Origin of the sequence: Pelomonas sp. Root1217 (genome assembly GCF_001425705.1) — a bacterium.
Classification (GTDB): Bacteria; Pseudomonadota; Gammaproteobacteria; order Burkholderiales; family Burkholderiaceae_C; genus Pelomonas.
On sequence record NZ_LMDC01000023.1, the window covers coordinates 377115 to 399929 of the forward strand.

The following is a 22815-nucleotide window of genomic DNA, read 5'->3' on the forward strand; positions in this document are numbered from 1 at the left end:
CCCTGCGCGCAGGTCAGGCACTGGCCGCTTGTTCCTCCGACACGGCCTCGCCGATCATCTGAAAGCCGCGCACATTGGCCGCCATGGGGTCGGGCATGATGAAGACCGGTATTGCCGGAAACCGCTTGACGAGAACGTCGCGGTAACGCTCAGGGTGGCCGCCCACCAGCACCATCAGATCGATGATCTCGTGGGCGTCGCGCAGGCCATCGATCATGCGGTTGATCGAGTCTTCGATCACCGTCATGATGACCGGCTCGAAGGGCTGCAGGTCGTGGGCCACGCCGGCCAGCTTGACCGGGCTGCCGCTGCGCAACGCATCGTTGATGCGCGGCATGACAGCCGGGCCTAGCGGCCGGCCGACCTCGGCCACTAGCGAGTCGAGCACCGAGCGCACGACGCGGTGGCGCCCGGCGTCGGACGCCGCGCCGCTAGCGCGCGGATTGATGCTGCCCTGCTGGATCAGCAGCCAGTCCAGCGTGTGCTCGCCGGGGTCGATCATCAACACCGACAGGTCGTCCAGGGCTTCACCGCTGGCCAGCGGCTTGAGTGCCCCCGGTGTCCTGGCGATGACCTCGTTGAGTTCGTCCAGGTGGGCGTCCAGCGCGGCGTAGCCGCCCATCGGCTGGGCCTGCACCAGAACCTTCTTGACCTTGATCTTCTTGTCGTCGCCGACCGGGATCTCGCCTTCGTAGCGCGAGCGCAGGTAGTCGCGGCGTTTGCTGTCGTTGTACTGGTTGACGGGCAAGCCGAGAACGAGCACATCGATCACCGGGTCGCCAGCTTCCAGCATGTAACGCAGAGCACCTTTGGTCAGGGCTTCGTAGATGACACCGCGGTAGAACTCGTCCGTCACGTCGCGCCCGAAGCTGCCGCCGGCCTGCGCCAGGCCGACGTCGCGGCCCACCTCGTAGTTGGCGTCGTTCACCGGCACATCAAAAGTGTCGCGCCGGCGCGTCCCCAGCGTGCGAACCGCGCTGGCGTCGGCCGGAATCGCCATCGACGGAAAGTTGATGAAGGCTAAGTCGGCGCCCTTGCGCAAACTCAGTTTGACGAGACCGAAACCGACATCGATGGCACGCACCACGGGCACCCTGTTCGACGACTCTTGTTTCGTATCGGCACTAACTTCGCGCAGCTTGGAATTGGACGCGTTGGGCATGTTGTTTCTCCGGTTGGGCAGCGGGTGGCATCTGAGACTTGGGAATGCCGCAGCAATTCCGTCAAGTGCCGACTGTCTGTGAGTCTGGACGCCCCGGCCTGCCATGGCTGTTTCCAAGCGATACAGGCAGGCCGTTGCGCTTGAACTGCCGGGTCCTGCGGAATCGGACGCGCTCGGGTTCATGCAGCCCAGCGGGCCCGCGCGCCGAGCCGGTGCTGCAGATGGAGACGGCCGATCGCCGTCTCGACGGGTTGGTGAACCGCCCCTTCGATGGACGCGCTGCGCCTGCAGCCCGGCATCAAAGAGGCGTGCCCGTGGCACCCCGCGAACACGGCGCGCTCGCCGTGAAGAGCGGCAAACTATGTTTGCTCTTCGGCCAGGAACCTCGACCGACTGCAACGGGTCGGCAGCGCCGTTCCGACGAGTCGGGCAGCAGACTTTCCGGCGCGAGGGCATCAGTCGCAGGCCGCTGGGATGGACGACCGCAGCATCTTCGAGACCAGTCGTTGAAGCCGTCAGCCGGCCAGGTGCACCAGCGACTGCTTCATACCAGGCATCGTGAATTCGGCGGCTGATCGCCGGTGACGGCAACCGCTGCAAAGCGGCAGCCCGTAGGTTGGGGTGAACAAAGTGAACCCCAACAGTACCGGCGCGTAGACGCTGGGGTTCGCGATGCTCATCCCATTAACCTACGGGCTGCAGCCCGCTGACTTCGGACGAAGCTCTGTGGGGGCTGGGGCTGCCTCTTGAGATTTTCATTGGACACAAATTGATGTTGAGGCTCAACAAGTTCACGCGCCGCCTGCCATGGGCGCTGATGCTGGCGCTCGTCTCGATCACGTCGGCCGCTGAGGAACGCCGTCTTTCAATGGGCTGGCGTTTCATGGCGGGGGAGGTCAAGGGCGCGGAGCGGGCCGACTTCGACGACGGCGCATGGCGCCAGGTGGCCGTGCCGCACGACTTTTCCATCCTGGACAAGGCGGACGGGTCGCCGCCCTTTGATCCCGCCACGGTGGGTGGCCGCGACTCCGGCTACATCCCTGGTGGCACCGGCTGGTACCGGCGTCACCTCACGCTGACTTCGGCCGAAGCCGCCCGCGTGGTCCGGCTCAAGTTCGAAGCCGTCTACATGGACTCTGAAGTCTGGTTGAACGGCGAGCCTGTGGGACAGCATCGCTACGGCTACACCGCATTCACGCTGGACCTGACAGGCAAGGTCAAGGTGGGCGACAACGTCATCGTCGTACGGGCGCGCCATGTGGACTCGTCGTCGCGCTGGTATGCCGGTTCGGGCCTGATCCGCCCGGTGGCTGTGGAACTGCTGGACCCGGTGCACGTCGACCCCGACAGCGTGGCGGTTACGACCCGCACCGCGACCGCTCAACGGGCGGACCTGGACATTCGCACACGCCTCGCCAACCGCCAGGCCAAGTCACAGCAGGTGGAAGTGGTCACGGCCGTGACCAGTGTCGACGGCAGCGAGACGGTCGCTCGCGCCAGCAAGCGTTATGTCGTGCCGGCCCGCGGCCAAGTGGATGCCGGGCAAGCCTTGGTCGTTGACAGCCCCAGGCTGTGGGGGCCATCGGCACCGCATCTCTACCTGCTTCGCCAGGAGGTGCGCGTCAACGGCGTCGCGACCGATGTGCGCTTGACCCGTTTCGGCATCCGTACCGTGGCGATCGATGCGAAAAACGGCTTGCGCATCAATGGCGAGAAGGTCCTGCTGCGCGGCGGCAACATCCACCACGACAACTACATGCTCGGCGCCGCCGGGCTTCCCGATGCGGATGCACGCAAGGTCGCGCTGATGAAGGCGGCCGGCTACAACGCCATCCGCAACGCCCACAACCCAGCGAGCCAAGCCACCCTGGACGCTGCCGATGAGCTCGGCATGCTGGTCATCAACGAGGCCTTCGACGCCTGGCGAAACAGCAAGACCAGCGCCGACTACGCGCGCTTCTTCGCTGACAACTGGCAGAAGGACCTGGACAGCCTGATCATCAGCGGCCGCAATCACCCCAGCGTGCTGTTCTGGAGCATTGGCAACGAGATCCGGGAGCAGGGCACGCCCGAGGGCGCGAAGACCGCACGGATGTTGGTCCAGCGGGTCCGCCAGCTCGACGCGACCCGGCCGGTGACCCAGGCGGTCAGCATCGACTCCCCGACGATCGCCAGCGCATATGGCGAGCTCGACGCGGCCGGCTACAACTACATGCCCCACCTGTTCGAGCGCGACCACGAGCAATACCCGTCGCGCGTCATGTACAGCGGCGAGTCCCTGTCCCGCTACGCCTTCAACTACTGGCGACCGGTGGAGACCCTGCCGTGGGTGATCGGCGATTTCGTGTGGACCTCCTTCGACTACCTCGGCGAGGCCGGCATCGGCTGGGTGAACGCCAAGCAGGACTGGAAGACCTGGGGCCCCTATCCGTGGCACCTGGCCTATTGCGGAGAGATCGACGCTACCGGGCGCAAGCGTCCCGCCGCCTATTACCGCCAGGTGCTGTGGAAGACCGGCATCGACCCGATCGCGGCCTTCGTCGAGCAGCCGGCTGGCACTCGCGCCTTCCCGCACTACCCCTTCCCGGAAGGCGACCCGCACAGCGACTGGACGCTGGAGGACGTGCATCCCAGCTGGTCGTGGGGCGGCCAGGAAGGCAGGCCGCTAAACGTCGCGGTGTACTCGGAGTTCCCGGAGGTCGAACTCTTCCTCAACGACAAGAGCCTGGGGCGGCAGGCCGTAGGCCTCGCCACTGAATACAGGGCCCGGTTCGTCGTGCCCTATGCGCCGGGCCGCCTGCTGGCGGTCGGCTACCGGGACGGCAGGCGCGCTGGCCAGTGGGAGCTGCGCACGGCGGGGCTGCCGGCGGCGTTCAAGGCGACCGCGGATCGGTCGCAGCTGAAGGCCAATGGCGAGGACCTGGCCTACGTGACGATCGAGCTGGCCGACAGCGACGGCGTTCCCATCTACGCGCTCGCTGGTGATCGCCAGGTGAAGGTCAGCGTGACCGGCGCCGGCGTGCTGGGCGGCGCGGGCAACGGCGACCCCGTCGATGCGAGCAGCCTGCAATCGGGCGAACGCAAGACCTTCCACGGTCGGATGGTGGCGGCAGTCCGCGCGGGCGCTTCGCCCGGCCCCATCGTGGTTGAAGTTGCCGTCGAGGGCCTGCCGACGCAGCGGATGCGGCTCGATGTGATTGCGCGATGAAACCGCAGTAGCGCAGCGCACCGCTTTACTGCGCATCCTTCGGCCTGCGCCTGATCGCGCAGACGACGGTGCTCGCAGCCCGTAGGTTGGGGTGAACAAAGTGAACCCCAACGGTACCGGCGCGTAGACGCTGGGGTTCGCGATGCTCACCCCAGCCTACCGAGCTTCATCTCCACCACCCAGGCCGGGCCGCCCATGGCGCGGGCGGCGGCCAGCACGTCAGCGGCCGGCACATTGCGGCCATCCAACACAGGCTTTTGCTCCCTCGGCCGACACGGCCGGGTCGCAGTGTGCGGCGCGAGGGAACGGCCCAGCACTCGGGCCGCAGGTATTACTGCCAGGACTCCAGCTCCAGCGTTCGTGAGCCGCCCACCAGCATCGGCGAGGTGGACGGCTCGCTGCGTTCCAGCTTGACGAGGCCGACGCCGCGGCAATACCACTCCAGCGTCGTCAGTGGCTGGTCGCGGTAGCCGGTGATGGCGTCGACGAAGATCTTCACCGTCGCGCTGCCACGCACGCGCAGGCAGGGCGAGAAGCTGCCCGCCGGCGTGCGCACCACCTCGGAAACCGCCTCGATTTCGTAGGTCATGGGGATGTTCGGGTGACTGTGCTTGATCTCGCGCGGGTACTCGGCCGTGCGCATCAGCAAGTAGGCCGTCGTCGGCGCCTGCCATTGCGTGCCGACCACGAACGGCGCCTTCAGCACGAAGCGGCCCGGCGCATCGGCCACCGGGTCGGCCTGCATGTCGCTCTTGCTGGCCACGCGCACGATGCCGGCGTCATCGGCGCGCAGCCAGTAGTTCACGCCGCTGTCGCTGCGGCGCTGCCAGGCGGGTTGGTCGTCCAGCACCAGCGTTGCCGAGCCCAGCGTGCGCAGCGTCAGGCTCTCGCGCTCGGACGTGTCCGCGCCGCTGCGCGTCGTGACGGTGTAGGTCCAGCGGTGGCCGGCTTCGAGCGGGAACCAGGACTGGCTGTCGGACGTGCGGCCGCAGCCGGTCAAGGCGATCAGCGTGAACAGAAAACGACGGCGCATGCTCATTTTTCTGGAAGTTGAGGCAGCGGCATGTCGCGCAGCTTGACCTGCTGCTCATCACTGCCCGGTCGCAGCCAGGCCAGTCCCTTGCGACCTACCTTGGGCTCGGCGGTGCCGAGCTGGGCGATGCCGTTGCGCACCTTCTTCAGGCCCTCGTTGAGCAGGGCATGCAGGTCCTTGCTGTAAGGCAACTGGTAGGCGCGCGGCTGGGCGGCGGGCTTGCCGTCTTCAACGGCATTGACCCAGACATAGAGCGCCCCGTCGCGCTTGCCGGCGGGCTCCTCGATGACGGCGGCCAGCAGCACGAAGCGCTCGGGCAGCGGGTCACCGCTGGGCCAGCCCCACAGCGTGTGGATGGCGCCCTCGGCGTAGAAGTAGAAAGCACTCACGCCGACCACCAGCAGGCCGCGCAGCCACACCGGCCAACGCGACTGCAGCAGGGCAAGCAGACACAGCAGCAGCAGTGCGGCAAAGCTGAGGACGATGGGCAGGGTCATGATCTTTGCATCAAGCTCTTGGGGAGGGTGTTGACGTTGACGACGCTGCCATCGGGCTGCAGCGTGAAGCGCACGGCGGTGGCCTCGTCGCCCTTGCGGGCGAGCTTGACCGTGCCGTGGAAGGCGACATCGGCGCGCGGGTTGACCTTGATGACCGTCACGGTCACAGGCACCGGCTGGCCATCGTTGGACTGGTAGTACTGGACGTTGACGACATGCTCGCCAGGAACGAGGCCGCGCAGCGTCACCACCTCCTGGCGGAACGGGCTCTGGATGCGCTGGCCGTTGACGATGGTGGCGGCGTTGGCGTCGCCGCGGTCGTCGCGGTCCAGGTACATCAGCCCGGCCTCGCGCTGGCGGAACCACACCAGGTTGCCGCCGGGGTCCTGCACCCAGGTGTCGATGTCGTTGGGGCTGTTGTCGGGCCAGACGACATTGATCAGGTACTCGGCCTTGGACGGCACGTCGCCCGCCTTGGTGGCGCGCGGGTTCATGGCCAGCAACGCCACGATGAAGCAGAAGACGAAGCCGATCAGCAGGTTGAACAGCATGTCGTAGAAGGGGTCGACCTCGGCTTCGCGAGAGCCTCGGCGCAGGCGTCGCATCACGCACCGTCCTTTCGGAGCGCCGTGCGCTGGATATCAGCCACCAACGCATCGGCGAAACGGTCCAGGCGTGTCAGCTGCAAACCCAGCAGGATGTTGCCCACCAGGCCCACCATGGTCGTCAGCAGCGCCACGCCCAGGCCCGCCGTCAGGCTGCGCAGCAGCTCCTGCGACTGCGCGGGGTCGAAGCTCTGCAGCTTGCCGATGGTCAGCGCCAGCATCGAGAAGCCGATGACCTTGCCCAGCAGCCCGAGCTTGAGCTGGATGCCGTTGACCCACCAGGCGGTGCCATGTGGGCCGTGGCTGTGCTCCAGCAGCAGCTCGGTCGCGATGTCGCCAGGCGCGCCCAAGTATTCGGCCGCCCAGCAGGCCTCGTCGGCGCGGGCGAGCCGCGGGTCGGCCAGCAAGGCGCGCTGGCGTTGCAGCTCGCGCGAGCGCTGGCCGCACCACAGCGTGGAGCACAGGAAGACGGCCATGATGACCAGCGTCAGGCCCGTCGGGTCTGCGCCCAGCAGCAGCGCCCAGACGCCGCGCACGCCCAGCAGCCAGGTGCAAAAAGCCAGGCCGCCGACGAGGGTCAGCCACTCCAGCCACAGCGGCTCGGCCGGGCGCGACGGGCGTTGGACCGCAATCAGTGTGCTCACAGCTCTATCTCCATGCCGTCATGTGCCACCTCGATGCCGTGCGCCAGCAGCTCGCGGCGCTGGGCGCCGCGGCGGTCGAGGATGGGGTTGCTGTGGTGGATGTGGGTCAGCACCTTGCGCGGCGCGCCGCTGGCCTGCAGCGCGTCGATCATCCCGGGCCGCTCGCCGTGGCGGCTTTGCGGCAGGTGGCCCTTGTCGCTGGCGCTGACCGAGCCGATGCCGGCCTCCTGCATGCCGTGCTCGGTCCAGAAGCTGCCGTCGACGACGACGCAGTCGGCTTGGCGCATCCAGGCCAGCTCGGCCTCGCCAACCTCGGCCAGCGCCGGCGACAGGAAGACGCGCCGGCCCGTGCGCAGGTCCTGCACCTGCAGCGCGATGCACTCGCCTGCCGCCTCGCTGCGCAGCCGCGCATGCCGCGGCGCGCGCGCCGGCACTGCCACGGCGGCAAAGCTCAGCGCCGGGAAGCCCGGGATCTCGAAGGCGGCGCTGCGCACGTCGCCGGCGATGGGCAGCATGCGCCAGCGCACGCGGCAGTAGCTCTCCAGCACGTGCAGCAGCGGCAGCTCGGCGGTCAGGTCCTCGAACACCAGCGGCGTGGCGTAAACCTCCAGCTCGCGGCTCTCGCGCAAGGAGAGCAGCCCGGCCACGTGATGCAGCCGCGAGTCCAGCAGCACGACGGCGCGGATGGGCATGTCGCCCGCGTGGACGGGTTGCAGCGCGGGCGTGGCGCGGATCTGCTGCGGCAGGTCGGGGCTGGCGTTGATCAGCAGCCAGCCCTCGCCGGGCCGGCCGTCCTGAGAGATGGCGATGGCGCTTTGCGTGCGCGCGCTGGCGTCGAGCTCGCCGCGGCGCCAGCTGCTGCACAGCCGGCAATGGCAATTCCACAGCGGGAAGCCGCCACCCGCGCCGGAGCCGAGGACGAGGAGCTTCATGGGAAGCTGCGCAGAAGAAGACGGGACATGGAGCAGGCAGTCAGCAGGTCGATGCACCCAGAGGTGCAAGACCCGTGCCTTGCCAGAACGCCGTTGCAGCCGGCGTCAATGAGGGGTTTTGCTCCAGTTCGGCACAGCGCCGTGCAGCACCTCCCCCGGGAAAGTCCCGGGCCTGCTTTGAGGCCCGGGAACAACGTTCACTCCGGCTTGTCGGGCGTGTTCCAGCGCAGCCGGCGGTAGATCGTGTTGCGGCTGATGCCCAGCTGCTTGGACGCCAGCGAGATGTTGCCGCCCACGGCGTCCAGCGTGGCGCGGATCATGTCGATCTCGGCCTGCTCCAGCGTGCGTGCGCTCGCCGGCTCCACGGCCGCTGCCGAAGCCGCCGCAGTTGCAGTGGGTGCAGGGGCCGGAAGCGCAGCATGCGGCTCGTAGGGCGGCCAGGCCGGCGCCAGCGCGGGGGGCGGCGCCGGGGTCAGCCCACCCACGGCGCGCTGCATGTCTTCGAGGAAGTCGTCCGACAGGTGATTCGTCGTCACCAGCCGCTCGCCCGCCGACATCACCGCTGCCGTGCGCAGCACATTGGCCAGCTGGCGGATGTTGCCCGGCCACTGGTAGCGGCGGAACATGGAGAGCACCTGGGAGCTGAGCTCGGGCGTGTCCTGCGGGCGCTCGGCCTGCAGGATGCGCCGCACGATGGCTTCCACGTCGGTGCGTTCGCGCAGCGCCGGCAGGCGCAGGGCCAGGCCGTTGAGGCGGTAGTAGAGGTCCTCGCGGAAGCTCTGCGCGGCGATCATCTCGCGCAGGTTGCGGTGGGTGGCACCGATGACGGCGATGTCCACCGCGATGGACTTGGTGCTGCCCAGCGGCGTCACGCTGCGCTCCTGCAGTGCGCGCAAGAGGCGCGCCTGCAGCGGCAGCGGCATGTCGCCGATCTCGTCCAGGAACAGCGTGCCGCCGTTGGCCTGCACCAGCCGCCCCGGCGCACCCTTGCGCCGCGCGCCGGTGAAGGCGCCCTCCTCGTAGCCGAACAGCTCGGCCTCGATGAGGCTCTCGGGGATGGACGCGCAGTTCACGGCCACGAAGGCCTGGCGCGCGCGCACCGAGTCGTGGTGCACCGCGCGGGCCAGCAACTCCTTGCCGGTGCCGGTCTCGCCCAGGATGAGCAGCGGGATGCCGCGGTCCAGCACGCGTTTGACCTTCTGGATGACGGTCTCCAGTTGTGGGTCGCCGGTGCGCAGGTATTGCAGGCCGGAGAAGCGCTGGGCGCCGTTGGCCGTGGCCGCCGTCGCCACCATGTCCGCCGGCTGGGCCGGCGCGTCCGGGCTGGGCACACCGCCAGTCCATTCGCCTTCGCGCAGCGAGCTGGTGCCCTGCGAGGGCTCGCGCGCATCGATGACGTCGGCCATCTCCGCATTGCGCAGCCCCCCCACCACCGGGCGAGAGGGCCAGTCGAAGCGAGCGCTGACGAAGAAGCTCTGGCCCGTAGGCAGGCACAGCTGCATCGGCGGCGACATCGGCATGCGGAAATGGTCGTAGATGGCCGCCGGCGTCGTGCCCAGCAGGCTGCTCAGGCTGCGCATGCGCAGCTCCGCGCCGCTGACGCCGAGCTGGTCCAGCGCGGCGCGGTTGGCGCCCAGCAGCCGGCCTTCCGGCGACACGACCAGGATGCCTTCGAGCAGCGTGCCGATGAACTCGGGCCGGCTGTGGAAGTGCAGGCGCAGGCGGTTGTTGTAGTCGTCCGAGAGCCAGTGGTTCTCGATCATGCGGGCCGACATGCGCACCAGGCCCATGGTGTGCTGGTGGTAGCCGCGGTGGTCGCCCGTCACGTCCAGCACGCCGAGCATGTTGCCGCGCGGGTCGAAGATGGGTGAGGCCGAGCAGGTCAGGAAGTTGTTGGCGTGGATGAAGTGCTCGCCGCCATGCACGAGCGTGGGCACCTCCTCGAACAGCGCCGTGCCGATGGCATTGGTGCCCTTGGCATGCTCGGCCCAGTTCTCACCCGGCGCCAGCGCCACGCGGTGGGCGCGGGCCAGGAAGCTGTCGTCGCCCACCGCGTGCAGGATGGTGCCCTGCGCGTCGGTCAGCACGATCATGCTTTCGGTGTTGACGATCTGCTCGTAGAGCAGCTGCATCACCGGCGCGGCGTGGGTGTACAGGCGTTGGTTGCGTTCGCGCGCGAGGTTGAGGTCGCTGCGGATCATCGGGTCCAGCCCGCTTTTCTCGTGGCGCTTCAGGCCCAGCGCTTCGCTGCGCTGGTGGCTGCGCTCGATGAAGGCCTGTCGTGGGGGCCCCGGCGGCGCCGGGCTGGCCGGCGCTTCGGTCTCGATGGTGGGCATAGAGGCTCTCATGCGCCTGCCTGTTGCAGGCTTGTCTCGGCGGCGGCGCGGTCGGTGCCGCGCCTGTCTGTGTCTGGCGGCCATCGTGTCCCAAAGCGCATCGCCTGTCCATTGACGCGCGTCAAGCGCCGACACGGTCGTTGTTCCAAGTTGGAGCAGTTCCATCCTGGCATGTCGCTTGCAGCACAGGGACAGAGCCCTCGCTGGCCTGCAAACCTAGACAACGACCGGAGACAAACCCATGAAATTCCATCCCCGCTTCTTCGCCGGCAGCCTGTGCGTCGCGGCCGTCGTGGCCTGGGCCCACGGCGACGTCACCCCCCAGGCCGTCGACACCACCGGCCTGCCCCAGCTGGGCGAAGGCTGGCGACCCGAGAACCCCTTTCGCGGCAACGAGGCCGCCATCAAGATCGGCAGCTCGGCCTTCAACCAGAACTGCGCGCGCTGCCACGGCCTGGAGGCCATCTCGGGTGGCATCGCGCCCGACCTGCGCCGGCTGGACAACGACTGCGCCACGCTGAAGGACGACGCCAAGAAGGCCGCCTGCGTGAAGGAGAACGACGACTACTTCCTGAACACCATCCGCCACGGCCGCAGCCGCAACGGCGCCGTCTACATGCCGCCCTTCGAAGGCGTGTTCACGCAGGAAGCGATGTGGGCGATCAAGGCCTACCTGGAAGTGCGTCGGGAGAAGCCGCTGTGAACATGTTGGCCCCCAAACCTGCCGCGGCCCGTGGTCTTCTGAGCCGCCGTGGCTTGCTGGCCCTCGGAGCCGCCGCTTTCGCAGGCACCGACGCCGGTGCCGCCACGCTGGCCCAGGTGCGCGAGCGCGGCCGGCTCATCGTCGGCCTGTACGAGGACATGCCGCCCTTCCACGTGAAGGGCCAGGGCATCGACATGGAGCTGGGCCAGGCGCTGGCCGAAGCCCTGGGCGTCAAGTTCGCGCCGCTGGCCTTCAATGCCGACGAGAACATGAACGACGACCTGCGCAACATGGTCTGGAAGGGCCACTACCTCGGCCACGGCCCGGCCGACGTGCTGATGCACGTGCCGGTGGACCGCCCGCTGATCGAGGCCACGCCGCAGGCCCGCATCTTCGGCCCCTACTACCGTGAGCGCGTCATGCTGGCGCGGCGTGTGGATGAGCTGCCACGGCTGGAGACGCTGTCCCAGCTCGGCACACGCCGCGTTGGGGTGGCCGGGCAGACGCTGGCCGGCTGGCTGATGATCGGTGCGGACGGAGGCGCCTACCGGGAGCAGTTGCTGACGCAGTTCAAGGACGGCTGCGAGGCCGCCCGCGCATTGCAGCGCGGCGAAGTGGCCGCCGCCGCCGGCCTGGCCTCGGAGCTGGAGACGGTGCTGGCTGGCGACGCGGCCTACCGCATCGAGCCCCTGCCGTCGCCGCGTGCGCCGCGCGACGGCTGGGCGGCAGGCATGGCCGTGAAGCGCGACGCCACCGACCTCGCCGAGGCGCTGCAGGACGCGTTGAACCAACTGACACAGCAAGGTCGCGTGGGCGAGATTTTTGCCAAGTACAAAGTGGTCTGGCGCCCGGCCTGAGTTGCAAGAGCCGGCACGACCGCATCTGGAGATACCCATGAACAAAAGATTCGCGCCCGCGGCGCGAAGGACGGCACTCGCGCTGGCAGCCGCCAGCGCGGCCGCCCACACCGCCCACGGCGCACCTGCGCCCGCACCGACCGTCCTCGAACCCGTCGTCGTCACAGTCACTCGCAGTGAAGCCACGCCGTTTGACGTGCCCGCCTCCATCGATCGCATCGACGGCGACGCGCTGCGCGCCGGCCGCGCCCAGGTCAACCTCTCCGAAGGCCTCGGCGCCGTGCCGGGCTTGCTGGCGCGCGACCGCCAAAACTACGCCCAGGACGTGCAGATCTCGGTACGCGGCTTTGGCGCGCGGGCCAGCTTCGGCATCCGCGGCGTGCGCGTCTACGTGGACGACATCCCCGCCACGCTGCCCGACGGCCAGGGCCAGATCACCAACGTCGAGATCGGCACCGTGGGCCGCGTCGAGGTACTGCGCGGCCCGTTCTCGGCGCTGTATGGCAACTCGTCGGGCGGCGTCATCAGCATCTATTCCGAGAACCCCGCCGGCTCGCCGCGGCTGGACGCCGGCGTGAGCTTCGGCAGCGACGGGCTGCGCCGTGTGGCCATCGCCAGCAGCGGCAGGGCGGGCGCCATCGGCTACACGCTGGGCGCCAGCCGCTTCGAGACCGACGGCTACCGCCAGCACAGCCAGACCGAACGCCGCCTGGGCAATGCGCGGCTGAACTTCAAGCTCGGTGCCGACACCCAGCTGACGCTGATTGCCAACAGCGTCGAGCTGCCCGAGGCGCAGGACCCGCTCGGCCTGACCCGCGCGCAGTGGCAAGCCGACCCGCGCGGCGTCGACCCCGGCGCGCTGAGCTTCAACACCCGCAAGACGATGAAGCAGCAGCAGGGCGGCCTGGTGCTGGAGCACGGCATCGACGCGGCCAACACCCTGCGCGTGATGGTCTACCAGGGCCACCGCACGACGATGCAGTTCCAGTCCATCCCGGTCGCGACCCAGGGCAACGCGCTGCACCCGGGTGGCGTCATCGACCTGTCGCGCGACTACCAGGGCGCCGATATCCGCTGGCGCTGGAAAAGTGCCACGGCGAGCGTCATCGCCGGCATTGCGGCGGACGAGCTGAGCGAGCACCGCGTCGGCACCCAGAACTTCATCGGCACGACGCTCGGTGTGCAGGGCGCCCTGCGCCGCGACGAGACCAACCACGTCAGCAACGCCGACCCCTACCTGCAAGCCGAATGGCGGCCCACGCCGGCCTGGCTGCTCAACGCCGGCGTGCGTCGCGCTAAGGTCAGCTTCCGCTCGACCGACGCCTACATCACCAAGACCAACCCCGACGACAGCGGCGCCGCCAGCTACTCGGCCACGCTGCCGGTGCTGGGCGCAAGCTTCGCGGTCAGCGAGCGCCTGCGCGTCTACGCCACCGCCGGCCGCGGCTTCGAGACGCCCACGCTCAACGAGCTGGCCTACCGCCCCAGCGGCGCCACCGGCCTGAACTTCGGCCTGCAGGCGTCGGTCAGCCGCAGCGTCGAGGCCGGCCTCAAGGCCAGGCCCTGGGATGGCGCCGAGCTCACGCTGGCACTGTTCCAGACCGGCACCGAGCACGAGATCGTCACGCAGACCAACCTGGGCGGCCGCGCCACCTACCAGAACGCCGGCGCCACGCGCCGCCGCGGCCTGGAGGCGTCGGGCACGTTCCAGCTCGCGAGCACGCTGCAGGCGCAGGTCGCCGCCACCTGGCTGGACGCGCGCTACCGCGATAGCTTCCTGATCTGCACCGCCACGCCCTGCGCTGCCGCCAACCAACAGGTCATTGCCGACAACCGCATCCCCGGCATCGCCCGCACAGCCGTCTATGGCGCGTTGACCTGGCAACCCGCAGGCGGCTGGCGCTTCGGCGCCGAAGCGCGGGCCTTGAGCAAGGTCTACGTCAATGACCTCAACAACGACGCCGCCCCCGGCTACACGACGCTGGCCGCACATGCGGGCTACCAGCTCAGCCTCGGTCCCTGGGACCTGGGCGCCTTGCTGCGCGTGGACAACCTCGCGGGCCGCCGCTACGCCGGCTCCGTCATCGTCAATGACGGCAACGGCCGCTTCTTCGAGCCCGCACCGGGTCGCACCTGGCTTGCCAGCGCCAACGCCACTTATCGCTTTTGAGATGAACCCCGAAGACCACCACAGAGACACGGAGGCACAGAGGAAGCACAGAGAAGAAGGCGCTCTGTGGCTCTGTGCCTCTGTGGTTGCATTTCTGCATTGAGGAGCCCGCGATGCGCCACGCCCTGCCCACCTTGACCCTGCTTGCCGCGGCAGTCGCGCACGCCGGCCCGCTGGCCTATGTGTCCAACGAGGGTTCGGGCACGCTGAGCGTCATCGACACCGCCACCGACGCCGTGATCTACGAGCTGCCCGCTGGCGCCAAGCCACGCGGCGCCGTCATCAGCCCCGATGGCCGCCGTGCCTACGTGAGCGACCAGCCTGGCAACCGCCTCGTCGTCATCGACCTCGCCGCCCGGCGCCAGGCCGGCGAGATCCCGCTGGGCGAATCGCCGGAAGGCCTGGGCCAGTCGCCCGACGGCCGCTGGGTGGTGGCCGCCGTGGAGGAGGCCAACGAGATCGTCTTCGTCGACACGCGCACCATGGCGCGCAGCTTCGCCGTCAAGGTGCGCGGCAAGAACCCCGAGCACGCCGTCTTCAGCCCCGACGGGCGCTGGGTGCTGGTCAGCGCCGAGGAGGGCAGCGCGGTGGACGTCATCGACGTCGACAAGCGCAGCCAGGTCGCGCAGATCCCGGTCGGCACGCGGCCGCGCGGCATCGGTTTTTCGCCGGACGGGCGGCGCGCGTTCGTGGCGGCCGAGATGTCCAGCGAGATCTACGTCATCAACATGCAGACCTTCACGGTGCAGGACAAGCTGATGGCCGGCCCCAAGAGCAACGGCATCAGCGTGCACCCGGACGGCCGGCGCGTGTTCATCTCCAACGGCGGCGATGCGACCGTGTCGGTGCTGGACGTGGAGCGCATGGCCCTGGTCGCCACCATCCCCGTCGGCCAGCGGCCGTGGAACATGGCGCTGACGCCCGACGGTCGCAAGCTTTACGTGGCCTGCGGGCGCTCGGGCGCGGTGTCGGTCATCGACACCGAGACGCTGCAGCGCGTGGCCGAGGTGGTGGTGGGCAAGCTGCCCTGGGGCGTGGTGATCCGCTAGCAGCGGCAACCGAGGAACCCCATGACTCACCGCCACAGCAGTTGCTGGGCGGCGCTGGCACTCGCCTATGCGTCCGCCGCTCACGCCCAGATCCAGCTCGAACGGGTTCAGGTCGTCGGTGTGTCGCCGGTGGCCGGCGTCGACATCCCGCGCGACTGGATCCCCGCTGCCGTGCAAACGGCCCGCGCCGCCGACATCGAGCGCAGCCAGGCCCAGGACCTCGCCAGCTTCATGAACCGGCGCCTGGGCAGCGTCCACCTCAACGAGATGCAGGGAAACCCGCTGCAGCCCGACGTCAACTTCCGCGGCTACACGGCCTCGCCGCTGCTGGGCTCGCAGCAGGGGCTGTCGGTCTACCTCGACGGTGTGCGGCTGAACCAGCCGTTTGGCGACGTGGTGAGCTGGGACTTGATCCCCAAGGCGGCCATTGCTTCCATCGCGCTCAACCCGGGCTCCAACCCGCTGTTCGGCCTGAACACGCTCGGCGGCGCCTTGAGCGTGCAGACCAAGGACGGGTTGATGCAACCGGGCACGTCGCTGCAGCTGGCGGCCGGCTCACACGGCCGCCTCACCGTGGAGTTCGAGCATGGCGGCCATGACGGCGACGGCACGCACTGGTACCTCACCGGCAACAAATTCCGCGAGCGCGGCTGGCGGGTCGACTCAAAGTCCGACGTGAACCAGCTCTTCGCCAAGCTCGGCCACCGCAGCGGCGACGGCGACGCCGCGCTGACCGTGTCGCTGGCCGACACCGACCTCAACGGCAACGGCCTCCAGGAGCAGCGCTTTCTCGAACGCGACCGCGCCAGCGTCTATACGCGGCCGGACAACACCAGGAACCGCGCGGCACTGCTCAACCTCGCGCTGTCTCGATCGCTCGGCGAGCAGTGGACGCTGGCCGGCAACGCCTACGTTCGCGCCATCCACACCCGCACCTATAACGGCGACCTCAACGACGACGCGCTCGACCAGTCGCTCTACCAACCCGGCGCCGCCGAGCGCGCCGCGCTGGCGGCAGCGGGCTACAGCGGCTTTCCCACCGCGGGCGAGAGCGCGGCCAACACGCCCTTCCCGAAATGGCGCTGCATCGCCCAGGCCCTGCTGAAGGACGAGCCTGGCGAGAAGTGCAATGGCGTCATCAACCAGACCCGCACGCACCAGCACAACGCCGGCTTCAGCGCCCAGCTCAGCCATGACGGCGCGCTGCTCGGCATGCCCAGCCAGTCGCTGATCGGCGCCGCCGCGGATTTCAGCCGCAGCCACTTCATGCAGGGCTCGGAGCTGGGCTACCTGAACGCCGACCGCAGCATCAGCGGCGTCGGTGCCTTCGGCGACGGCATGAGCGGCGGCAGCGTGGACGGCGCACCCTACGACACGCGCGTGGACCTGGCGGGCCGCACGCGCACGCTTAGCGTCTTCGCCAGCACCGTGCTCACCGTGGCCAGTGCCACCCACCTGACCGTGTCCGCCCGCTACAACCACAGCACGGCGCGCAACCGCGATGCCATCACGCCGGGCGCCGGCCCGGGCTCGCTGGACGGCGACCACGCTTTCAGCCGCCTCAACCCCGCGCTGGGGCTGACCTTCACGCCGGTGGCCGGCGTCAACGCCTGGGCCGGCGTGAGCCAGGGCAGCCGCGACCCGTCGTCCATCGAGCTGGGCTGCGCCGACCCGGCCAACCCCTGCAAGCTGCCCAACGCCATGGCCGGCGACCCGCCGCTCAGGCAGGTCGTCACCACCACCGTCGAGGCGGGTATGCGCAGCGCGGCCGGCGCGCCGCTGGCCTGGAGCCTGGGCGTGTTCCGCGCCGACAACCGCAGTGACCTGCTCTTCGTCGCCGACGACGCAGCCGGCTTCGGCTACTTCAAGAACTTCGGCAAGACGCGCCGCCAGGGCGTGGAGCTGGGCCTGAGCGGCCAGCCTGCGCGGGGCCTGACGGCAGGCGCCAACCTGACCTTGCTGGATGCCACCTACCGCACGGCCGAACTCGTCAACGGTGCGTCCAACAGCAGCAACGACGCGGCCCGGGCGGGCTTGCCCGGCGTGGTCGGCAACATCGCCATCCAGCCCGGCGACCGCATCCCGCTGGTGCCGCGCCGCATGCTCAAGCTCTATGCCGACCTCGACCTCGGCGATGCGTGGTCCCTCGGCGCCGACGCCATAGCGATGGGCGGCGCGGCTGCACGCGGCAACGAGAACGGCCAGCACCGACCTGATGGCGCCTACTACCTCGGCGCGGGCCGCAGCGCCGGCTACGCGGTGCTGAACGTCAACGCGGCCTGGAAGCCGATGAAGGGGCTCAAGCTCTTCGCGCAGGTCAGCAACCTGCTCGACCGCGCCTACTGCACTGCCGCCCAGCTCGGCCCCACGGGCTTCGACGATGCGGGCAACTTCCGGAGCCGGCCCTTTGCGACCAACGCGAACGGCGACCGGCCGCTGCGCCACGCGACGTTCTACGCACCGGGCGCACCGCGCAGCATGTCTGTGGGCGCGAGGTACAGCTTCTAGGCACAAGCCCTCGGCACTTGCTCCGCGCCGCCACAGCCACGCTGCACAAAGGCGCGGCGCGCGACGCGTACCGCGGCACAACCCGTGTCCGGTGCGACCCGCGGCAACGTGCCAGTGCGGCACGTTCGGTTGTGCCCTCTGCGCCGCGCCGCAACGCCGCACGCTCTCACTCGCTCCACGTCGGTACTGGCATAGCGCTTGCGCAAAGCGCTGGGCTTCCTCAGCAAATACCAACTGGAGACAACATGAACTTCAACAACACCCGCACCTTCATCGCCGCCGCGCTCACCGCCGCCGGCACATCTGCCCACGCCGCCGACTTCAAGGCCGGCGAATGGGACCTGAGCCTGGGCGGCATCGTCAACGCCTACTACACCCACACCAGCTGCTCCGGCTCGCAGGCCGTCAGCGGCGTGGCGCTGGCCACCAAGGGCCTGGGCTGCGGCGGCACCGATGGCCGCACCGTCATCGGCAACGGCCTGCTGCCCAACGCCCTCACCACCACGGCCAAGACGCGCCAGGACGGCTACGACATCCAGGCCACGCTGATGATCGGCGCGGCCGTCGCCTCGGGCGACGCCATCTCCAACAACAGCAACGTCGACGTGCGCCAGGGCTTCGTCACCTTCGGCAATGCCGACATGGGCAGCGTCAAGCTCGGCCGCGACTACGGCCTGTTCGGCCAGTCCGCCATCCTCGGCGACATGACCCTGCTCGGCGCCGGCGCCCCCGTCAGCGCCACCCAGCGCAACCGCGTCACGCTGGGCCACATCGGCTCCGGCTACACCTACCTCGGCACCTATGGCCAGATCGCCTACAGCCTGCCCGCCAGCGGCGGCTTCTCGGCCACCGTCGCGCTGATGAGCCCCGTCGATGCCGGCGCCGCCATCGGCCGCAATGAGCCGCAGCTGCAGGCCCTGGCCACTGCCAAGTTCGACGGTGGCAAGGCCTGGGTGGGCGTCAAGCATCAGAAGTTCGAAGGCACCGGCGGCGCCGCCAGCTTCACGATGAACGGCGCCGAGGTCGGCGCCAGCGTCACCCTCGGCGCGCTGGGCTTTGCGGCCAACCTGCAATCGGGCAAGGGCCTGGGTGTGCTGTCCGACGGCGACAGTGGCAACCGCAAGCAGACCAATGTGTTGCTGCAAGCCACCTGGCAGGCCACGGCCAAGACCAAGTTCGGCCTGAACTGGGGCGAGAGCAGGCTGAAGGACGGCGCGGCCTCCGATCTGCGCAGCAACACCAATGTGACGGCGGGGCTGTATTACGGGCTGACCAAGAGTGTGACCCTGGTGGGGGAGGTGAGCCGGACGACGTCCAAGCCCGTGGTGGGCGACTCGGCGCGCATGAACGGTCTGGCGTTTGGCGGCATCGTGTTCTTCTGACGCGCGGCTGTACCGAGGCGCGCGGACGGCGGCGGCCCCCTGCCGATCGCGGCGCCTCGGCCTACGACGCGGGGCAGGGATCGTTCCTAATATCGGCATCCTGAAGCTGGCAGAGGGCCGGCTTCGCCACCACGGGCTGGCACGCCACGCGAGCGGCCCGGCTGTGCGGCCCATGCCGGGCCGTTGCGGAAGCGGCGATGAACAAGGGCACCATGGCTTCCCATCTGGCGGTCGCACTGGCTACGGCCCTGCTGACCTTGCTGGGCGTGCTCGTCTACCAGAACCTGGCCGGCCGCGAGCAGAAGATCGAGCAGCAACTGCCCAAGCTGTACGAAACCGACGACGCCGAATTCCGCCGTGCGCTCGGCGCCTTGCTCGGCCCGCAGATCGTGGAGGGCAACCAGGTCGACACGCTGCTCAACGGCGACGAGATCTTTCCCGCCATGCTGGCGGCCATCCGCTCGGCCCGCAAGACCATCACCTTCGAGACCTACATCTACTGGTCGGGCAGCATCGGCCGCGAGTTCGTCGAGGCGCTGACCGAGCGCGCCCGCGCCGGCGTCAAGGTGCATGTGCTGCTGGACTGGGTGGGCAGCATCAAGATGGACGCGGCCCTGCTGGACGAGATGAAGGCCGGCGGCGTGGAATGCGAGCGCTTCCATGAGCCGAACTGGGCTAACTGGGGCCAGCTGAACAACCGCACCCACCGCAAGCTGCTGGTGGTGGACGGGCGCGTGGGCTTCACCGGCGGCGTGGGCATTGCCGACCAATGGCGCGGCAAGGCGCGCAACAAGAACGAGTGGCGCGACACCCACTATCGCGTGGAAGGCCCGGTGGTGGCGCAGATGCAGTCGGTGTTCCTGGACAACTGGATGCGCGCCACCGGCAAGGTGCTGCACGGCGAAAACTACTTCCCGGCGCTCCAACCCGCCGGGCCCTACGCCGCGCAGATGTTCAGCAGCTCGCCCAGCGGCGGCAGCGAGAGCATGGAGCTGATGTACCTGCTGGCCATCACCGCCGCCCGCAAGAGCATCGACCTGGCCAACTCCTACTTCGTGCCCGACGCGTTGACGGTCAAGACCCTCATCGACGCTGCCAAACGGGGCGTGAAGATCCGCGTGGTGACCCCGAGCGAGCACATCGATTCGGAGGCGGTGCGCCTGGCCTCGCGCAGCGACTGGGGCCCCATGCTGGAGGCCGGCATCGAGTTCGCCGAGTACCAGCCGACCATGTTCCATGTGAAGGGCATCGTCGTGGACGGCGTGTTCTCGTCGGTGGGCTCGACCAACTTCGACAACCGCTCCTTCCGCCTCAACGACGAGGCCAACCTCAATGTGCTGAGCGCTGACTTCGGCCGCATCCAGCAGCAGGTGTTCGAGGCCGACTGGGCCAAGGCGCGCCGCATCACGCTGGACGAGTGGCGCCACCGCCCCTGGACCGAAAAGCTGCTGGAGCAGGCCGCCAGGCTGCTGCACACCCAGCTCTGAAAGCTGGAGTCCATCGCCCGCGGCATGGCCTCCTACAGCGCGCGCGCTGGCAGCCGCCTAAATTGCGCTGTCACCCTGAAAGCCCCCTCATGCGCGCCCTCTTTGTCACCACCAGTGCCGTCCAACTCGCCCCCGACCATCCGACCGGCCTATGGCTGGAAGAGTTCGCCGTGCCCTACCTGGCGGCCACCGAGGCCGGCATCGCGGTCACAGTCGCATCGCCCTGGGGCGGCCCCGTGCCGCTGGACCCCAAGACGGCCCCGAACGACGAGCAGCGGCATGACTGGGCCGCGCCCCTGCTGGCGCTGCAGCACAGCGTCACGCTCGCGTCCGTGCAGGACGAGACCTTCGACGCCATCTTCATCCCCGGCGGCCATGGTCCGATGATGGACCTCGCCAAGGATGCGACCCTGCACGCCCTGGTGGCACGCCACGATGCCGCCGGCAAGGTGATCGCGGCCGTCTGCCACGGCCCAGCCGCCTTGGTCCATGCCAAGCGCGCCGACGGCCAGCCCTTCTTCCAAGGGCGCCGCGCCACTGGCTTTACCAATGCCGAAGAATTCCTGGCGCGGTTGAAGGATGTGGTGCCCTTCCTGCTGGAGGACGAGATGAAGGCCAGCGGTGCGGACTTCCATTCGGCGTTGCTGCCGCTGCTCAGCCATGTGGAGCAGGACGGCAATCTGATCACGGGGCAGAACCCGAATTCGAGCGAAGCGGTGGGCAAGGCGCTGGTTGAGGCGATGTCGGGGCGCTGACCGGCGCGGTGGCGCCTTGAACGGCGCTCGGTGAGGTCCCTCGGTTATCGTTGCTCGGGTCAACCCGTCAGATAACGCCGAAGTCCACCTGGCCCAAGCCATGCGTCTACCGTCACGCCTGATGCCCAAGAGGCAGCCGCCCAAGCTCGGTGCGATGGGCAGTCTGGCGCTGCTGGCCTTGCTAGCGGCACTGCTGTACCTGGCGCATCGGGCAACGCCTGCTCAGTTGGCAATCGCGGCCGGCCTGTGTGCCGCAATGTGGCTTTGGGCCCTTCGTTCTGCTCGTCGCATCAAGCGGGAGCTGCAAACCTTGGCGTCCTGCCGCGCCGGCGAATCCATCTGCGACTTTGCTCGCAGCTTTGATCGCCGCGCAGTTGACCCGTGGGTCATCCGCGCCGTGTATGAGGAGTTGCAACGTGAAATTCAGCTCGACTCATTCCCGGTCCGCGCAAGCGACGTGCTGGCGAAGGATCTCCATATCGATCCCGACGAACTCGACATGTCACTGGCCCCTGCCATCGCAGCGCGAACCGGTCGGACGCTTGAGATCGCCGAGGCCCATCCGTACCGCGGCAAGGTCCTGACGGCCTTCGATCTGGTCTTGTTCTTCAACGGGCAACCGTCTTGTGGCGACAAGTTGCAGCGCCGGGCCGCATGAAACGGCGCTCCCGTTCAGGCACGCCGACTTTCTCGCAAGAAGCCGCCCAGCTTTCGCTGGCCGAGATTGAGGCCGACATCCAGCGCTGCTTGTGGGGCTTCGAGAACGGCGGCACCAGGCAGGGACGAAAGGCCTACTTCAAACGCCTGGTCTGGCTTGGACCAGCGCGAAACCCTGTTTGGCGTTGAGGCTCCGCGACGGACCTTCAGGGGAACGATGAGGCGGTTCAGCGCTTGATCTGCCAGGGCAGCATCGCCGCCAGCACGCCGTCGCGGCGCAGGAAGTGGTGATACAGCGCGGCCAGCGCATGCAGGCCAGCCAGCCACATCAGCACGTCGCCAAGCAGGCCATGCACGTCGCCCCAGTCCGCTGCCTCGCCCAGGCGCGAGCCGGCGATCCAGGGGAATTCGTCCACCCGCACGCCGCCCAATAGCGTCAGCGGATGGTGCTCGCTACCCAGGGCCAGCAAGGCCGTGGCCGGCAAGGCCAGCATCAAGGCCCACAACACGCCGTGCACCAGCTTTGAGAGCCCATGCATCCACGCCGCCATCTCGAAGCGCGGCTTGCCCGGCCGCAGCGCGACCCACAGCAGACGCGCCAGCGTCAGCGCCAGCACCAGCAGGCCCAGGGACTCATGCCAGACGATGTCCAGCCGCGTGGCCGGGTCGATGCCTTTGCGCATCATCCGTCCGAAGCCGCCCGGACCCAGGATGAAGGCCACGGTCACGGCGATGGCCGTCAGCCAGTGCAGGGCGCGGCTGAGGGGGTCGTAGCGGGGGGTGGGCATGGGGATGGTGCGGCCAGAACTGTTGTAGTGATTGTGGTGGGC

Annotated in this window: 20 protein-coding genes; 11 read left to right on the forward strand and 9 right to left on the reverse strand. The window is 68.8% G+C overall.

The features are described 5' to 3' along the window. Window positions 1-13 precede the first annotated feature (13 nt). Both ASC95_RS16020 and ASC95_RS30745 read right to left on the reverse strand, forming a co-directional pair. A complete protein-coding gene (locus ASC95_RS16020; protein ID WP_057298712.1) occupies window positions 14-1162 on the reverse strand; it encodes a hypothetical protein in 1149 nt (382 codons plus the stop codon). 515 nt (window positions 1163-1677) lie between these two features. Next, window positions 1678-1842: a hypothetical protein gene (locus tag ASC95_RS30745; protein ID WP_157256344.1), complete on the reverse strand. Its 165-nt coding sequence runs from the start codon at window positions 1840-1842 to the stop codon at window positions 1678-1680. Window positions 1843-1934: 92 nt separating this feature from the next. On the opposite strand from ASC95_RS30745, the gene ASC95_RS16025 reads away from it, so the two are divergent. Further along, window positions 1935-4370 (forward strand): glycoside hydrolase family 2 TIM barrel-domain containing protein, encoded by a 2436-nt coding sequence (locus ASC95_RS16025; RefSeq protein WP_057298713.1) that lies wholly within the window; start codon window positions 1935-1937, stop codon window positions 4368-4370. Between the two features lie 331 nt (window positions 4371-4701). On the opposite strand, the gene ASC95_RS16030 is transcribed toward ASC95_RS16025, so the two are convergent. The 6 genes from ASC95_RS16030 to ASC95_RS16055 all read right to left on the reverse strand — a co-directional run bounded on the left by ASC95_RS16030 (window position 4702) and on the right by ASC95_RS16055 (window position 10417). After that, on the reverse strand, window positions 4702-5403 hold the full coding sequence (locus tag ASC95_RS16030; RefSeq protein WP_057298714.1) for a hypothetical protein: 702 nt from the start codon (window positions 5401-5403) through the stop codon (window positions 4702-4704). A gap of 2 nt (window positions 5404-5405) precedes the next feature. Beyond that, entirely contained in the window at window positions 5406-5900 is a 495-nt protein-coding gene (locus ASC95_RS16035) for a hypothetical protein (protein ID WP_057298715.1), read from the reverse strand. Beyond that, entirely contained in the window at window positions 5897-6505 is a 609-nt protein-coding gene (locus ASC95_RS16040) for a hypothetical protein (RefSeq protein WP_057298716.1), read from the reverse strand. Before ASC95_RS16040 ends, ASC95_RS16035 begins: the two co-directional genes overlap by 4 nt. Beyond that, window positions 6505-7149, reverse strand: coding sequence for a hypothetical protein (locus tag ASC95_RS16045; protein ID WP_057298717.1), 645 nt, complete (start codon window positions 7147-7149; stop codon window positions 6505-6507). Before ASC95_RS16045 ends, ASC95_RS16040 begins: the two co-directional genes overlap by 1 nt. Next, window positions 7146-8081: a pyrroloquinoline quinone biosynthesis protein PqqB gene (locus ASC95_RS16050; protein WP_057298718.1), complete on the reverse strand. Its 936-nt coding sequence runs from the start codon at window positions 8079-8081 to the stop codon at window positions 7146-7148. The genes ASC95_RS16045 and ASC95_RS16050 overlap by 4 nt, the downstream gene beginning before the upstream one ends. A 197-nt stretch (window positions 8082-8278) precedes the next feature. Continuing rightward, window positions 8279-10417, reverse strand: coding sequence for a sigma-54-dependent Fis family transcriptional regulator (locus tag ASC95_RS16055; RefSeq protein ID WP_235537945.1), 2139 nt, complete (start codon window positions 10415-10417; stop codon window positions 8279-8281). A 241-nt stretch (window positions 10418-10658) separates the two neighbouring features. On the opposite strand from ASC95_RS16055, the gene pedF reads away from it, so the two are divergent. From pedF to ASC95_RS31180, 10 genes are all read left to right on the forward strand, one after another. Next, window positions 10659-11120, forward strand: a complete 462-nt coding sequence (pedF, locus tag ASC95_RS16060) for a cytochrome c-550 PedF (RefSeq protein WP_057298720.1) — start codon at window positions 10659-10661, stop codon at window positions 11118-11120. Between the two features lie 2 nt (window positions 11121-11122). Beyond that, window positions 11123-11977, forward strand: coding sequence for an ABC transporter substrate-binding protein (locus ASC95_RS16065; protein ID WP_057298721.1), 855 nt, complete (start codon window positions 11123-11125; stop codon window positions 11975-11977). Window positions 11978-12014: 37 nt separating this feature from the next. Beyond that, entirely contained in the window at window positions 12015-14147 is a 2133-nt protein-coding gene (locus ASC95_RS16070) for a TonB-dependent receptor (protein ID WP_082567838.1), read from the forward strand. A gap of 113 nt (window positions 14148-14260) precedes the next feature. Continuing rightward, window positions 14261-15196 (forward strand): beta-propeller fold lactonase family protein, encoded by a 936-nt coding sequence (locus ASC95_RS16075; RefSeq protein WP_057298722.1) that lies wholly within the window; start codon window positions 14261-14263, stop codon window positions 15194-15196. Window positions 15197-15217: 21 nt separating this feature from the next. Then, the gene (locus ASC95_RS16080) at window positions 15218-17704 is read left to right on the forward strand and encodes a TonB-dependent receptor (protein WP_057298723.1); all 2487 of its coding nucleotides are present in this window, start codon (window positions 15218-15220) and stop codon (window positions 17702-17704) included. A gap of 245 nt (window positions 17705-17949) precedes the next feature. Next, window positions 17950-19086 carry a porin gene (locus tag ASC95_RS16085; RefSeq protein ID WP_057298724.1) on the forward strand — a complete coding sequence of 379 codons (1137 nt, stop codon included), beginning with the start codon at window positions 17950-17952 and terminating at the stop codon, window positions 19084-19086. A 197-nt stretch (window positions 19087-19283) separates the two neighbouring features. Further along, window positions 19284-20573: a phosphatidylserine/phosphatidylglycerophosphate/cardiolipin synthase family protein gene (locus tag ASC95_RS16090; RefSeq protein WP_235537946.1), complete on the forward strand. Its 1290-nt coding sequence runs from the start codon at window positions 19284-19286 to the stop codon at window positions 20571-20573. A gap of 89 nt (window positions 20574-20662) precedes the next feature. Beyond that, a complete protein-coding gene (locus tag ASC95_RS16095) occupies window positions 20663-21328 on the forward strand; it encodes a type 1 glutamine amidotransferase domain-containing protein (protein WP_057298725.1) in 666 nt (221 codons plus the stop codon). Between the two features lie 121 nt (window positions 21329-21449). Continuing rightward, a complete protein-coding gene (locus ASC95_RS16100; protein WP_235537947.1) occupies window positions 21450-21986 on the forward strand; it encodes a hypothetical protein in 537 nt (178 codons plus the stop codon). Then, window positions 21983-22174 carry a hypothetical protein gene (locus ASC95_RS31180; protein ID WP_162250786.1) on the forward strand — a complete coding sequence of 64 codons (192 nt, stop codon included), beginning with the start codon at window positions 21983-21985 and terminating at the stop codon, window positions 22172-22174. The genes ASC95_RS16100 and ASC95_RS31180 overlap by 4 nt, the downstream gene beginning before the upstream one ends. Before the next feature lie 38 nt (window positions 22175-22212). Here the strand turns inward: ASC95_RS31180 and ASC95_RS16105 are convergent, their stop codons facing one another. Then, on the reverse strand, window positions 22213-22773 hold the full coding sequence (locus ASC95_RS16105; protein WP_057298726.1) for a cytochrome b/b6 domain-containing protein: 561 nt from the start codon (window positions 22771-22773) through the stop codon (window positions 22213-22215). Window positions 22774-22815 lie beyond the last annotated feature (42 nt).